This is a genomic window from Variovorax sp. OAS795 (genome assembly GCF_040546685.1).
In the GTDB taxonomy this organism is placed as follows: domain Bacteria; phylum Pseudomonadota; class Gammaproteobacteria; order Burkholderiales; family Burkholderiaceae_C; genus Variovorax.
Genome location: NZ_JBEPOH010000001.1, coordinates 1,497,215 through 1,510,628, shown reverse-complemented (window position 1 = coordinate 1,510,628; position 13,414 = coordinate 1,497,215). Strand labels below are relative to the sequence as shown.

Annotated in this window: 12 protein-coding genes; 1 reads left to right on the top strand and 11 read right to left on the bottom strand. The window is 66.9% G+C overall.

What is annotated here, in order from left to right:
- Positions 1–58 precede the first annotated feature (58 nt).
- The 7 genes from ABID97_RS07125 to tal form a co-directional block, all read right to left on the bottom strand.
- Positions 59–1,096, bottom strand: a complete 1,038-nt coding sequence (locus ABID97_RS07125; protein ID WP_354397829.1) for an ABC transporter ATP-binding protein — start codon at positions 1,094–1,096, stop codon at positions 59–61.
- 17 nt (positions 1,097–1,113) lie between these two features.
- The gene (locus tag ABID97_RS07120; RefSeq protein ID WP_354397828.1) at positions 1,114–1,938 is read right to left on the bottom strand and encodes a carbohydrate ABC transporter permease; all 825 of its coding nucleotides are present in this window, start codon (positions 1,936–1,938) and stop codon (positions 1,114–1,116) included.
- Positions 1,939–1,948: 10 nt separating this feature from the next.
- Positions 1,949–2,806, bottom strand: a complete 858-nt coding sequence (locus ABID97_RS07115) for a carbohydrate ABC transporter permease (RefSeq protein ID WP_354397827.1) — start codon at positions 2,804–2,806, stop codon at positions 1,949–1,951.
- 136 nt (positions 2,807–2,942) lie between these two features.
- The gene (locus tag ABID97_RS07110) at positions 2,943–4,253 is read right to left on the bottom strand and encodes an ABC transporter substrate-binding protein (protein WP_354397826.1); all 1,311 of its coding nucleotides are present in this window, start codon (positions 4,251–4,253) and stop codon (positions 2,943–2,945) included.
- A gap of 229 nt (positions 4,254–4,482) precedes the next feature.
- The gene (locus tag ABID97_RS07105; RefSeq protein ID WP_354397825.1) at positions 4,483–4,812 is read right to left on the bottom strand and encodes a DUF805 domain-containing protein; all 330 of its coding nucleotides are present in this window, start codon (positions 4,810–4,812) and stop codon (positions 4,483–4,485) included.
- A gap of 109 nt (positions 4,813–4,921) precedes the next feature.
- On the bottom strand, positions 4,922–6,487 hold the full coding sequence (gene pgi / locus ABID97_RS07100; RefSeq protein WP_354397824.1) for a glucose-6-phosphate isomerase: 1,566 nt from the start codon (positions 6,485–6,487) through the stop codon (positions 4,922–4,924).
- A 2-nt stretch (positions 6,488–6,489) separates the two neighbouring features.
- A complete protein-coding gene (gene tal / locus ABID97_RS07095) occupies positions 6,490–7,449 on the bottom strand; it encodes a transaldolase (protein WP_354397823.1) in 960 nt (319 codons plus the stop codon).
- A 244-nt stretch (positions 7,450–7,693) separates the two neighbouring features.
- Here tal and ABID97_RS07090 point away from each other — a divergent pair, with 244 nt between their 5' ends.
- On the top strand, positions 7,694–8,371 hold the full coding sequence (locus tag ABID97_RS07090) for a lipocalin family protein (RefSeq protein WP_354397822.1): 678 nt from the start codon (positions 7,694–7,696) through the stop codon (positions 8,369–8,371).
- On the opposite strand, the gene ABID97_RS07085 is transcribed toward ABID97_RS07090, so the two are convergent.
- The 4 genes from ABID97_RS07085 to ABID97_RS07070 are packed head-to-tail and all read right to left on the bottom strand — an operon-like array spanning position 8,358 to position 13,353.
- Complete coding sequence (locus ABID97_RS07085) at positions 8,358–8,999, bottom strand: HAD family hydrolase (RefSeq protein ID WP_354397821.1); 642 nt, start codon at positions 8,997–8,999, stop codon at positions 8,358–8,360. The two genes, ABID97_RS07090 and ABID97_RS07085, sit on opposite strands and share 14 nt — an antisense overlap.
- Before the next feature lie 12 nt (positions 9,000–9,011).
- A complete protein-coding gene (locus tag ABID97_RS07080; protein ID WP_354397820.1) occupies positions 9,012–10,064 on the bottom strand; it encodes an ABC transporter ATP-binding protein in 1,053 nt (350 codons plus the stop codon).
- Positions 10,065–10,077: 13 nt separating this feature from the next.
- Complete coding sequence (locus ABID97_RS07075) at positions 10,078–12,339, bottom strand: ABC transporter permease (RefSeq protein ID WP_354397819.1); 2,262 nt, start codon at positions 12,337–12,339, stop codon at positions 10,078–10,080.
- Positions 12,340–13,353: an ABC transporter substrate-binding protein gene (locus ABID97_RS07070; RefSeq protein WP_354397818.1), complete on the bottom strand. Its 1,014-nt coding sequence runs from the start codon at positions 13,351–13,353 to the stop codon at positions 12,340–12,342.
- Positions 13,354–13,414 lie beyond the last annotated feature (61 nt).

Below are 13,414 nucleotides of genomic sequence, written 5' to 3'. Positions count from 1 at the left end.
GCGACAAGGGGCGCAGCTGCAGGGATCACGGGAAACGTCCGGAAGAAAATGGAAAGGCTCAGGCGGAGACCGCGCGGCCCTCGCGGTTGAACAGATGCAGCACCGAGGGATCGAGCTCGACCGCCACGTCGTCGCCCGCATGCAGCGGCGTGCGTTCGTTCTGGCGCGCGATCAGCGGCACGCCGCCCACGTCGACGTGGATCAGCGTGTCGGCCCCCAGCGCCTCGATCAGCTCGACACGCCCCGGCACGCCCGCAGCGGTAGTCTGCTTCGGATGCACGCGCAGGCCCTCGGGCCGCACGCCCAGGAAGCCATCGTCCGGCAGGCGTCCGCCGGTGGCCGCCGAGAAGCTCGGAATTGCGCTGGCCGCCACCATGTTCATCGACGGCATGCCGATGAACTGTGCGACGAACTGGTTGGCCGGGTGGTCGTACAGCTCCAGCGGCGTGCCGACCTGCTCGATCAGCCCGTCCCGGAGCACCACCACGCGGTCGGCCAGCGTCATGGCCTCGACCTGGTCGTGTGTCACGTAGATGGTGGTCGCGCCGAGCGAGCGGTGCAGCTTGTGGATCTCGACCCGCGTATTGCCGCGCAGCGCCGCATCCAGGTTGGACAGCGGCTCGTCGAACAGGAACACCTTGGGCGCGCGCACGATGGCGCGGCCGATGGCCACGCGCTGGCGCTGGCCGCCCGACAGGTCCTTGGGCGTGCGGTCCAGGTACTGCGTGAGGTTGAGCGTCCTGGCGGCATGCTCGACCTTGGTCTTGATCTCGCCCTTGGGCACGCCCGCGAGCTTGAGCGCGAACGACATGTTGTCGTACACGCTCATGTGCGGATAGAGCGCATAGCTCTGGAACACCATCGCCAGGTCGCGCTTGCCCGATGGCGTCCAGGTGATGTCCTTGCCGTCCAGCAGCAGGTTGCCGCTGGTGATCGGCTCGAGTCCCGCGATGAGGCGCAGCAGCGTCGACTTGCCGCAGCCCGAAGGGCCGACGAAGACGATGAACTCGCCCTTGCGGATTTCGAGATCGACGCCCTTGATGATGTCGGCGTCGCCGAAGCTCTTCTTGATGTCCTTGAGTTGCAGGTAGGCCATGAGGTGTCTCCCTTTCTTTACTTGACGGCGCCGAAGGTCAGGCCCTGGACGAGCTGCTTCTGGCTGAACCAGCCGAACACCACGATGGGCGCGATGGCCATCAGCGAAGCGGCCGACAGCTTGGCCCAGAACAGGCCCTCGGGGCTGGAGTAGGAGGCAATGAGCGTGGCCAGCGTGCCGGCCTTGGCGGAGCTCAGGTTGAGTGCCCAGAAGGCCTCGTTCCAGCTCAGGACCAGGCACAGGAGGCCGGTCGATGCGAGCCCACCGACGGACAGCGGCAGCACCACATGGCGGAACTCGGTCCACAGTCTGGCGCCGTCCATGCGCGCGGCCTCGAGGATCTCGTTCGGAATGTCCTTGTAGGCGCTGTAGAGCATCCACACCATGATCGGCAGGTTCGACAGCGTGAACACGACCGTGAGCGCGGTGAGCGAATCCAAGAGGCCCGCGGTCTGCGCGAGCACGTAGATCGGCACCAGCGCGCCGACGGCCGGCATCATCTTGGTGGAGAGCATCCACATCAGGATGTCGCGCGTCTTCTTCGTGCGGAAGAAGGCCATCGAGTACGCGGCCGGCGCTGCGATCAGGAGGCCGATGACGGTCGAACCCAGGCTGGTGATGAGCGAGTTGCGCGCATACAGCAGGTAGTCGCTGCGGCGCTGCACTTCGCCGAAGTTGTCCAGCGTGGGCTCGAAGATGAAGAGCGGCGGTACGTGGATCGCCTGCAGCTCCGTCTTGAAGGCTGTGAGGAACAGCCAGCCGAGCGGAAAGAACAGGAGCAGCGCCGCGGCCCACGCCCCCACGGTGCGCAAGAGTTGCGGAAGGAAATTGCCGGGTTGCATGGTCGTTCCCTCAGTCCAGGTTCTTGCCGATGATGCGGATGAGGAACACCGCCACGATGTTCGCCAGCACCACCGCGAACAGCGCACCGGCCGAAGCCACGCCCACGTCGAAGTTCATCAGCGACTGCTTGAAGATCAGGTAGGTCATGTTGGTGCTCTCGTTGCCCGGCCCGCCATTGGTGGTGATGGCGATCTCGGCGAACACGCTGAGCAGGAAGATCATCTCGATCATGATCACCACCGCCATCGGCCGGCCGAGGTGTGGAATGGTCAGGTAGAAGAAGCGCTGGAACGCGCTGGCGCCGTCCATGCGCGCGGCCTCCATCTGCTCGCGGTCGAGCGACTGCAGCGAGGTGATGAAGATCAGGCACGCGAAGGGCAGCCACTGCCAGGCCACCATGACGATCACCGAGAACAGGGGCACATCGGTGAGCCAGTCGACAGGCTGCGCGCCGAAGAAGCGCCACACGTCGGCCAGGATGCCGTAGATGGGGTTCATCATCATGTGCTTCCAAAGCAGCGCGTTGACCGCGGGCATGACGAAGAACGGCGAGATGAGCAGCACCCGCACGATGCCGCGGCCCGGGAAGGGCTCGTTCACCAGCAGCGCGAGCAGCACGCCGAACACCACCGTGATGCCGATCACGCTGCCGATCAGCATCAGCGTGTTCCAGGTGGCGGGCCAGAAGTCCGGGTCGGTGACGAAATAGTGAAAGTTCTCGATGCCCGCGAACGTGCGCTCGCCGGGCTGCATGAGGTTGTAGTTCACGAGCGAGAAGTACAACGTCATCGCGAGCGGCACGATCATCCACAGGAGGAGCGTGAGCACGGCGGGCGCCATCAGGGCCCGGGGCAGGAGTCGGTTCATCTTGGTTCCTCTCAGGCTGTTGCCCCCTCTCCCGCTTGCGGGAGAGGGTTGGGGTGAGGGCATGCGGCGGCTGTCATGGGCACGCCGCCCCCTCACCCTGCCCTCTCCCCGAGCGGGAGAGGGGAAAGACAGCTTTCTACTTGTAGTACCCGGCCTTCTTCATCTCCCGCTCGGCCGCCGTCTGCGATGTCTTCAGCGCCTGGTCGACCGTGACCTTGCCCGACAGCGCCGCGCTCATCTGCTGGCCGACCGCCACGCCGATGGCTTGGAATTCCGGAATGGCCGCGTACTGCACGCCCACGTAGGGCGACTTGGGCAAGGTGCTGTCGCTGAGGTTGGCGGTGTCGATCGCCTTCTTCTCGGCCGCGGCGAACTTGGCGACCTTCTGGAACTCCGGGTTCGCATAGGTCGACTTGCGCGTGCCGGTGGGCACCGTGGCCCAGCCATGCTCCTTGGCGACCAGGTTCACGTAGTCCTTGGAGGTGGCCCACTTCACGAAGGTCTGCGCGGCCGCGCCCTTGGTCGAGCTGGCGGGAATGGCCAGGTTCCAGGTCCACAGCCAGTTGGCACCCTTGGGCGTGACGGCCACCGGGGCTTGTGCGAACGCGACCTTGTCGGCCACCTTCGACTGCTTCGGGTCGCTGATGAACGAGGCCGCGATGGTCGCATCCACCCACATGCCGCACTTGCCTTCGTTGAAGAGAGCGAGGTTCTCGTTGAAGCTGTTGGCCGAGGCACCGGGCGGGCCGTAGGACTTCATCAGGTCGACGTAGAAGTTGATCGCGTCCTTCCACGGCTTGGTGTCGATCTGCGGCTTCCACTGCATGTCGAACCACTGGCCGCCGTTGGTGTTGACCAGCGTGGTCAAAAACGCCATGTTGTCGCCCCAGCCGGGCTTGCCGCGCAGGCACATGCCGTACACGCCGGCCTTCGGGTCGTGGATCTTGCCGGCCAGTTCCTTCACCTGGGCCCAGGTGGGCTGCTCGGGCATCTGGAAGCCGGCCTTGTCCGCCAGGTCCTTGCGGTACATGAGCATCGAGCTCTCGCCGTAGAACGGCGCGGCGTAGAGCTTGCCTTCGTAGGACAGGCCGCCGCGGATGGCGGGCAGCAGGTCGTCGGCATCGTAGGCGGCGTCGGTGGCGATCGGCTGGAGCCAGCCTTTCTTCGACCAGATCGGTGCTTCGTACAGGCCGATGGTCATCACGTCGAACTGGCCGCCCTTGGTGGCGATGTCGGTCGTCACGCGCTGGCGCAGCGTGCCTTCTTCCAGGGTCACCCACTTGAGCTTGATGTCGGGATTGGCTTTCTCGAAGAAGGGCGTGAGCTTCTGCATCTCGATCATGTGGCCGTTGTTGACGGTGGCAATCACGAGTTCGGTGGCGGCCTGGGACACGAGCCCCGTGCCGGCGAGTGCGAGGACGAGGCCCGCTTTCAGAAAACGCTTCATGTTGTCTCCTAGAGGTGAGCGACGCCCTGTGCCGGGTCGCCGTGGCCTGGATTCTGGAGAAACACGCTTGCGGCTTTGGTACTGCGTCAGGCCGGAATGGTACTTTGATGCACCGATTGGCTAGGATAATCCCTAGTTACCGCAATACAGCATGGAAGCACCCATGCAAAAGGGCCGCTTGCGCGGCCCTTGGTGGCTGTTCTCTCGGGCGCACAGGCGCCGGGCAAGTTCAGGTGGCGGGCACGCCGTGCGGATTGGTCTCGGGCTGCGAGGGCTGCACGTAGAAATAGATCAAGACGAGGTTGACGATCGGAATGATCATCAAGAGCTGCAGCCAGCCGCTCTTGCCGATGTCGTGCAGGCGGCGCGCGCCCACGGCCAGCGCGGGCAAAAGAAAGCCCAGGGCCGCGATGACATACACGTACTCATGGATCAGGCTCGCCACGATGAGCACGACGATCTCCGCCAGCACGAACCACCAGTACTCCGAACGCGAAGCACGCCCGCTGAAATCGGCGTACTTGCTGAAGCAGGTCTTGACCGCTGTTTGAAAGTCCATTGATCGACTCCTCTTGATTGTTCCCAGGGAAACTTCCCCGGACCATCATATCGGCCGGTCTTTCAACTGCAAATTCGGCCATTGGTTCTCAAACCAATGGCCTAGTTCCTCAGGCCTGGCTGCCGCCCAGGCGCTGCAGCAGCCCCGCGGTCGAGGCGTCGAGCCCCATGATGTCGCCGGACGCGAGCCGCGGCTCGATGTCTTTCGCGAGCACCTTGCCCAGTTCCACGCCCCACTGGTCGAAACTGTTGATGCCCCACAGCGCGCCGCTGGTGAACACGCGGTGCTCGTACAGCGCGAGGAATGCGCCGAGCGACTCGGGCGTGAGCTTCTCGAACACGAAGAACGTGCTCGGCCGGTTGCCCGGAAAGTTCTTGTGGCCGCCAGCATCCAGCTTGCCGACCATCAGAGCCTGCGCCTGCGCGAGCGCATTGGCCAGCAGCTTGGGGTGGTGGCCTTCCAGGTCGTGCGCGGCATCGCGCACCGCCACGAATTCGAGCGGGATCACGTCGGTGCCCTGGTGCAGCATCTGGAAGTAGGCGTGCTGGCCGTTGGTGCCGGGCTCACCCCAGAGCACCGGCGAGGTGCCAAGGCCTGCGGGCAGCGGGGCGCCGCTCGCATCGACCTGCTTGCCGTTGCTCTCCATCTCCAGCTGCTGCAGGTAGGCCGGCAGGCGCCTCAACGCGCTGTGGTACGGCGCAATGCCGCGGCTGGTGAAGCCGTGGAAGTTGCGGTACCAGACGTCGAGCAGCCCGAGCCGCACCGGCAGGTTCTGCGCCAGCGGCGCGGTGCGGAAGTGCTCGTCCATGGCGTGCGCACCCGCCAGCAGCCGGCGGAATCCGTCGGTCCCGATGGCCAGCGCGATCGGCAGGCCGATGGCCGACCACAGCGAATAGCGCCCGCCCACCCAGTCCCAGAAGCCGAAGGTGGTGTCGATGCCGAACTGCTTCGCTGCCTCGACGTTGGTGGTGAGCGCGGCGAAGTGGCCCGCGATGTCGGTGCCGCCCGACTGCGCGTACCAGCGCCTGGCCGAGTGCGCGTTCGCCATCGTCTCGGCCGTGGTGAAGGTCTTGGACGCGATGAGGAACAGCGTGTGCTCGGGCGCCAGGTCCCGCAGCACGCCGGCCAGTTCGTGGCCATCGACGTTCGAGACGAAATGGAAGCGCTTGCCCGGTGCGGCAAACTCGGCCAGCGCGAGCACCGCCATCTGCGGTCCCAGGTCGGAGCCGCCGATGCCGATGTTGACCACGTCGGTGATCGTGTGGTCGCCGCGCACCTTCTCGGCATAGGCCAGCATCGCATCGAGCGTGGCGTGCACCTCGCGCAGTTCGGCCGCGGTCTTGCCCACGGGCGCATCGGCCGGTGCGCGCAGCAGCGTGTGCAGCACGGCGCGGTCTTCGGTGTTGTTGATGTGCTCGCCGGCAAACATGGCGTCGCGGTGCGCCTCCAGGCCGCACTCCTTGGCCAGCGTGAGCAGCAGCTCCTCGATGCGCATGTCGACCAGGTTCTTCGACAGGTCGGCAAACACATGCGGCGCCTCCTGGCTGAAGCGCTCGAAGCGTCCCGCGTCGTCCACGAAGGCGTGGCGCACGTCGAACTGGCGGCCTGCGGTCTCGAAGTAGCTGCGCAGTTGCGCCCAGGCGGGCGCGCGGTCGCAGCGAAGGGTCATGGCCATGTCTACTTGCCGCTTTCCTGCATGAGTTTTTCGAGCTTCACGGCATCGGCCGCGAAGGCGCGGATGCCTTCGGCCAGCTTCTCGGTGGCCATGGCATCTTCGTTGAGCGCGAAGCGGAAGCCCGGCTCGTCGTAGCCCAGCTTCTGCGTGGTGGCCGCTGCCGCGGCCTTGCCAGCGTCGAGCGCGTGGTCGAGCGGCGCGTCGCTGGCGGCCAGCTCGGCCAGGAGCTCGGGGCTGATGGTCAGCAGGTCGCAGCCGGCCAGGGCCTGGATCTGCCCCACGTTGCGGAAGCTCGCGCCCATCACCTCGGTCTTGATGCCGTGCTGCTTGTAGTAGTTGAAGATCTCGCGCACCGACTTCACGCCCGGGTCGTTCGGGCCCGCGCTCGCGGCTTCGTCCCACTTGGCGCCGGCCGACTTCTTGTACCAGTCGTAGATGCGGCCCACGAAGGGCGAGATGAGCTGCACGCCGGCCTCGGCACAGGCCACGGCCTGCGCGAACGAGAACAGCAGCGTCAGGTTGGTGCGGATGCCCTTCTGCTCGAGCGCACGCGCCGCCTGGATGCCTTCCCACGTGGAGGCCACCTTGATCAGCAGGCGCTTCTGGGTGTCGATGCCTTCGGCCTTGTAGAGCGCCACGATGCGCTCGCCGCGCGCAATGGTGGCGGCGGTGTCGAACGAGAGGCGGGCGTCGACCTCGGTGGAGACGCGGCCGGGAATGATCGAGAGGATCTCGGCACCGAAGCGCACCAGCAGGCGGTCGATGACCTCGTCCAGCGGCTTGCCCGCATGCTTCTTGACGGCTTCGTCGAGCAGCGGCCGGTATTCGGGCTTCTGCACCGCCTTCAGGATGAGCGAGGGGTTGGTGGTCGCGTCCTGCGGCCTGGAAATGCTGAGTTGCTTGAAGTCGCCGGTGTCGGCGACCACGGTGGTCCATTGGCGGAGAGCATCGAGTTGATTCATGTCGAAGATTATTCTGTGCGGGTGATCACAAGTCCTGCACGCAGTTGCGCTGGGGCCGATGTTTTCATGCGCACCGTAGCACGGCTTTTCGACCGTGCTGCGTCGGCCTGTAAGCGGCAGGGGCATGCACCCGCCCCGCTGCCCTACAACTGCTGTGGTCCGCCGCTGACTGCGCCCCGCCCCGGTGGCGGGCTACCCTGCAGCGTCTCGCCTTGATGCTTTCGACTACAGGAGTGCCCTTCCCATGTCCCTTCGACGCCGCACCGCCGCGCCCGCTGCCGCCCGCCGCGCTCCTTTCGACGACCGCCGCACCAGCGCCGCCATCGGCACCCTGGCAACCGCCTTTGTCGTCGGCGGCGTGGCAACCTGGCTCGCCCTGGGCGCGGGGCGCACCGCGCGTGCGCAACTCGCAGGTCCCGCCGACGGCGCGCCGCTGATGCGGGCGCCGCTGCAGGTGGTGGCGCCGGTCGACATCCAGCGCTATGCCGGCACCTGGCACGAGCAGGCCCGCTTGCCCAACCGCTTCCAGAAGCAGTGCACCGGCCCTGTCACCGCCGAATACATTCCCCAGCCCGACGGCACCGTGCAGGTGCGCAACCGCTGCGTGCGGCCCGACGGCAACTTCGACGAGGCCGTGGGCACGGCGCGCGTGGTGCCGGTCGCGGGCCAGCCCGGCGCGGGCCGGCTCGAAGTGCGCTTTGCGCCTTCATGGCTCTCCTGGCTGCCGATGGTGTGGGGAGACTACTGGATCCTGAAGCTCGACCGCGACTACCAGGTGTCGCTGGTCGGCACGCCAGACCGTGAGTACCTGTGGGTTCTTTCGCGTGAACCGCGACTGGAAGATGCCGCGCTGCAGGCGGAGCTGGACTACGCCGCCAGCCTCGGCTTCGACACTGCGAAGGTGGTGCTCACCGGCCAATAGCCGCGGCGGACGGCAGGTAGCGGCCCAGCTGCGCGGCCAGCGCGGCCGGGTGCGTGCAGTGGATGGCGTGCCAGCCGAAGGCGCGCGCCGCCTCCACGTTGGCGGCCGAGTCGTCGATGAACACCGTCTGCTGCGGATCGAGCGCATGGCGCACCGCCAGCAGTTCGTAGATCTCGCGATTCGGCTTGATGAACTTCACGTCCCCGGAGAAGACACCGCCGTCGAATCGACGCATGAAGCCGTGCCGCCGCTCGATGGCACGCGCATAGGGCGAAGGCATGTTCGAGAGGTAGTAGAGGCGCAGCGCCTCGCCGGCATCGCGCCGCGCGAACAGCCCCTGCAGCAGTTCGAGCGTGACGGGAATCGCCTCGAGGCGCTCGCCCAGGTCCCCGAGCATGTCGCCAAGCCGCGCAGCCGGCAGCGACAGCCGTTGCGACATGCGCGCAATGGCGTCTTCGAGCGAGCGGGTGCCGCAGTCGAAGCACAGCCAGTCGTCATGGTGGAACAGCGCACGGCCCAGCGCCGCCGCGGCAAGCTCAGTGGGCGCGTGTTCGGGAAGATGGGCCTGCACCAGCCGGGTGGGCTCCCAGGCCAGGAGCACGGCGCCAAGATCGAAAACCACATTCATGGCGCCATTGTTTCATGTGCCGGGCACCACGCTGACGCCGTGCGCCGCCAATGACAGCGTGGCCTGCGCACCCGCAGCCAGGGGGCGCGAAAGATCCGTCGACACCACGAAGACCGGCCCGAGCGAGGTGTCGAAGCCGTATTCGTAGAAGCTGCCGAGGTAGGCCGCCTTGCGCAGCGTCGCGGGCAGCCCCTGCCCCGCGTCGGCAGCGCCGATCTCCCAGGCCTCGGGCCGCACCGCCACCTTCACCGTGCCGGGCGCCACCGCATGGCGCGGCTGCAGCCGCAGCGGGCCGAGCACCACGCTGCCGTCGGCCTGCGCAACCGCCGGGAACACCATCGCCTCGCCCATGAAGCCGGCGACGAACTCGCTCTCGGGCCGGCCGTAGAGCTGCTCGGGTGTGCCGCGCTGGGCGATCACGCCGTGGTCCATGACGATGATCTGGTCGCTCACGGCCAGGGCTTCGCTCTGGTCGTGCGTGACATAGGCCACCGTGAGCTTGAGGCGCTGCTGCAGGGCGCGGATCTCTTCGCGCATCTCGCGCCGCAGGCGGGCGTCGAGGTTGGACAGCGGCTCGTCGAACAGCAGCACGGCGGGCTCCAGCACCAGCGCGCGCGCCAGCGCCACGCGCTGCTGCTGGCCGCCTGAAAGCTCGCTCGGCAGCCGCTCGTCGAAGCCGACCAGCCCCACGCTCCTGAGCGCCTCGCGGGCCCGCGACGTGGCCTCGTCCTTCTTCACGCCGCTCATGCGCAGGCCGTAGCCCACGTTCTCGATCACGTTCATGTGCGGGAACAGCGCATAGCTCTGGAACATCATGCTCACGTTGCGCTCGGCCGGCCCCAGCGTGGTGACGTCGCGCCCGCCCATGAGGATCGATCCCGAGGTCGGCGATTCGAGCCCTGCGATCATGCGCAGCGTGGTGGTCTTGCCGCAGCCCGACGGCCCGAGGATCGTGGTCAGCGTGCCGACCGGCACCTCGAAGCTGATGCCCTTGACCGCGAGCGGGCCGTTCCTGTCGCTGCCGTAGCGCTTGGTGACGTTGCGGAATTCGATGCCGTTGCTCATGTGTTCTTTCCGGTCAATGCACCACGGGCGCGGCCACCATCGGCACGCCCGCCTTGCGCCGCCCCAGCTTGCGCTCTCCCACCACCCACTGCACCAGCGCGATGGCCAGCGACATCAGGATCATGAGCACCGTGCAGTAGGCCAGCGCGATGCCGTAGTCGCCGTTGCCGACGCGGCCGATGATGTAGGTGGTGGCGAGTTCGTTCTCGGCCGTGACCAGGAAGATCACCGCGCTCACCGTGGTCATGGCACGCACGAAGCTGTAGACCAGCGCAGCGACCAGCGCCGGCTTCAGCAGCGGCAGCACCACCTTGAAGAGCGTCTGCGACGTGGAGGCACGCAGCATCAGCGAGGCTTCGTCCAGGGACCGGTCGAGTTGCTTGAAGGCCGCCGTGCCGGCGCGCACGCCCACCGGCAGGTTGCGGAACATGAAGCACAGCACGATGATGAGGCCGGTGCCCGTGAGCTCGAACGGCGGCACATTGAAGGCCAGGATGTAGCTCACGCCCAGCACCGTGCCCGGGATGGCAAAGGCCAGCAGCGCGCCGAACTCGAACACGCCCTGCCCCTTGAACTCGTTGCGCGCCAGCAGCCAGGCAATGAGCAGGCCGAGCGCCGCTGTGATCGGCGCCGAGATGCCCGCGAGCTTGAGCGTGGTGATGAGCGAGTTCCATGCGGTGCCGGCCCACACCAGGCCGAACTGTCCCCACTCGAGCGCGAATGCACTCTTGAAATGGTTGAGCGTGAAGGTGTAGTCGCGGCCCCAGGTCTGCACGAAGCCGCCCGCGAAGGCGAACAGGTAGACCACCGCGGTGAACGCGATCCACGGGAGCGCGATGCAATGGATGGTGCGGCGCACGCCGTCGGGCAGCGCCATGGCAATGCCCGCGTCGCCCTTGCCGCTCACGGTGGTGTAGTTCTGCTTGCCCAGCACACCGCGCTGAAGCGCGAAAACACCCAGAGCGAAGATCGTCAGCACCCAGGCCAGCGAAGCCGCGCGGCCCTGGTCGTACTGCGCGCCGACGATGGCAAAGAAGATGTCGGTCGAGAGCACGGAGAACTGGCCGCCGACCACCACCGGGTTGCCGAAGTCCGCAATGCTCTCGATGAAGCCGACCAGGAAGGCATTGGCGAGGCCGGGCTTCAGGAGCGGCAGCGTGATGGTGAAGAAAGTGCGGCGCCGGTCCGCGCGCAGCATCTGCGCGGCTTCTTCGAGGCTCGGGGCGATGCCCTGCACCACGCCGCGCATGATCATGAAGGCGATGGGCGTGAACGCGAAAAGCTGCGCCACCAGCACGCCGGGCATGCCGTAGAACCAGCGCGTCGGCTCGATGCCGAAGACGTTTTCGAGCAGCTGGTTGACGATCCCCGCGCGGCCGAACAGCAGGATGAGCCCGAGGCCCACCACGAACGGCGGCGTGATGATCGGCAGCAGCGCGAGCACCCGCAAGGCACCCTGCCCGCGCTTGCTGCCGCGCTCGGCCATGAGCGCCATCAGCGTGCCGAGAAAGGTGGTGCCGGCGGCCGTGAGCAAGGCCAGCACCAGCGTGTTCCAGGCCACGCCGCAGCGCACACCGCCCGCAATGCAGCCCAGCCCCCAGATGCGCTCGGTGAAGACGCGCGCGGCAAACGCCGTGATCGACCATCGCCCGTCTTCGTCGAAGAACGCGCCGGCCAGCGCCTTGCTCACCGGATAGGCGATGAACAGCGCCATCAGCACGCCGCAGCCGATGACCGCCGCAGCCACGAAAAGGTCGCCCTTGAAGAGCCCGAGCCGCGCGATGCCGAAGGCCGCGAGCAGCGTGAGTGCGGTGAGCGCCACGAAGCCGCCTGCGCCGATGCCGAACTGGTTGAGGGCCAGTTCGCCGAATTGCGTGTTGAGCGCCGCGAAGCTCCAGCCGCGCGCACCGATGGTGAAGCCCGCTACGGCAAGCCCGATGGCGCCGATCGCGCCGCCTGCCAGCAGCCAGCGCCCCTGCGCCCGGCCGGCCGGCAGCGAGGCACCGATGGCGCACATCGCCAGACCCACGAGGCCGATGAAGAGCCAGCTGCGCCCTTGCGTGGCTGCCTGCATCAGGCCGTTGGCACCCTCGGCCTGCCCGAACACCTGCGGAATGGCCTCGTACCACGTCGCATCCTGGATCGCATACCAAGGGAGCAGCAGGTAGGACGCGAAGCCCAGCGCCACCCACGCCCAGATCCAGCGCTGCGAGCGCCGGGCCGCTGCCGCGGCGGCCGGGTTGGCCGGCCCGGCGCCGGCGACAGGGGTGGCCACTTAGCGCGGCAGCGAGTTGACGTCTTTTTCCCAGCGCGCGATCAGGCGCCGGCGCTCGGCGCTGGCACCGTACTTGGCGTAGTCGTAGTTGATGAACTTGATCTTCTTGAAGTCCGGGATGCGCGGATCGAGCTTGGCCGTCGTGTTGCTGGGCAGCTGGAACTGCTTGTTGGCGGCGCCCAGCTCCTGCGCGCTCGGCGTCAGGGCCCATTCGTAGAACTTCTTGGCGGCCTCGAGGTTGCGGGCGCCCTTGATGATGCTCATGGAGCCGATCTCGGCGCCGGTGCCGTCGCTGGGCGTGATGGTCTCGACCGGAAAGCCCTGCATCTTCTCGCCCGGGCCGTCATGCACGAAGCTGATCGAAACAGCCGTCTCGCCGCGCGCCACCGCCTTGATGGGGCCGGTGCCCGAGCGGGTGTACTGGCCCACATTCTTGTGCAATGCCTTCAGGTAGTCGAAGGCCTTGTCCTCGCCCATGAGCTGCACCAGCGTGGCGATCATGGTGTAGGCGGTGCCGCTGGACGCGGGGTTGGCCACCTGGATGTCGCCCTTGTATTCGGGCTTGAGCAGGTCGGACCAGGTCTTGGGAACAGGCAGCTTCTTCTTGGCGAGCAGCTCGGGGTTGTAGCCGAAGCCCAGCGGGCCGGAGTAGATGCCCACGGTCTTGTAGCCCGACTGCCTGGCCTGCTGCTGCGCCCAGGGGTGAAGCTGCGCCAGGGTGGGCGACTTGTACTCGAGCGTGAGGCCCTGCTCGGCTGCCTGCAGGTGCGGGTCGCCGGTGCCGCCGAACCAGACGTCGGTCTTGGGGTTGTCCTTCTCGGCGATGAGCTGCGCCAGCGCCTCGCCCGAGCCCTTGAGCGACATGTTGATGCGGGTCCCGGTGGTGCGCGCATAGACGGTGGCGATCACGTTGCACCATTCGGCCTGGACCGAGCAGATGACGTTGACCGTGCCCTGGGCCGATGCGGCGGCCGACAAACCCGCCAGGACCGCTGCAGTGAAAAGCTTCTTCATGTGAAAACCTCGCCTCGAAAACAAAAATAGGCCTCCCGGCCGGGGTGCAGCGTAGCTTTCG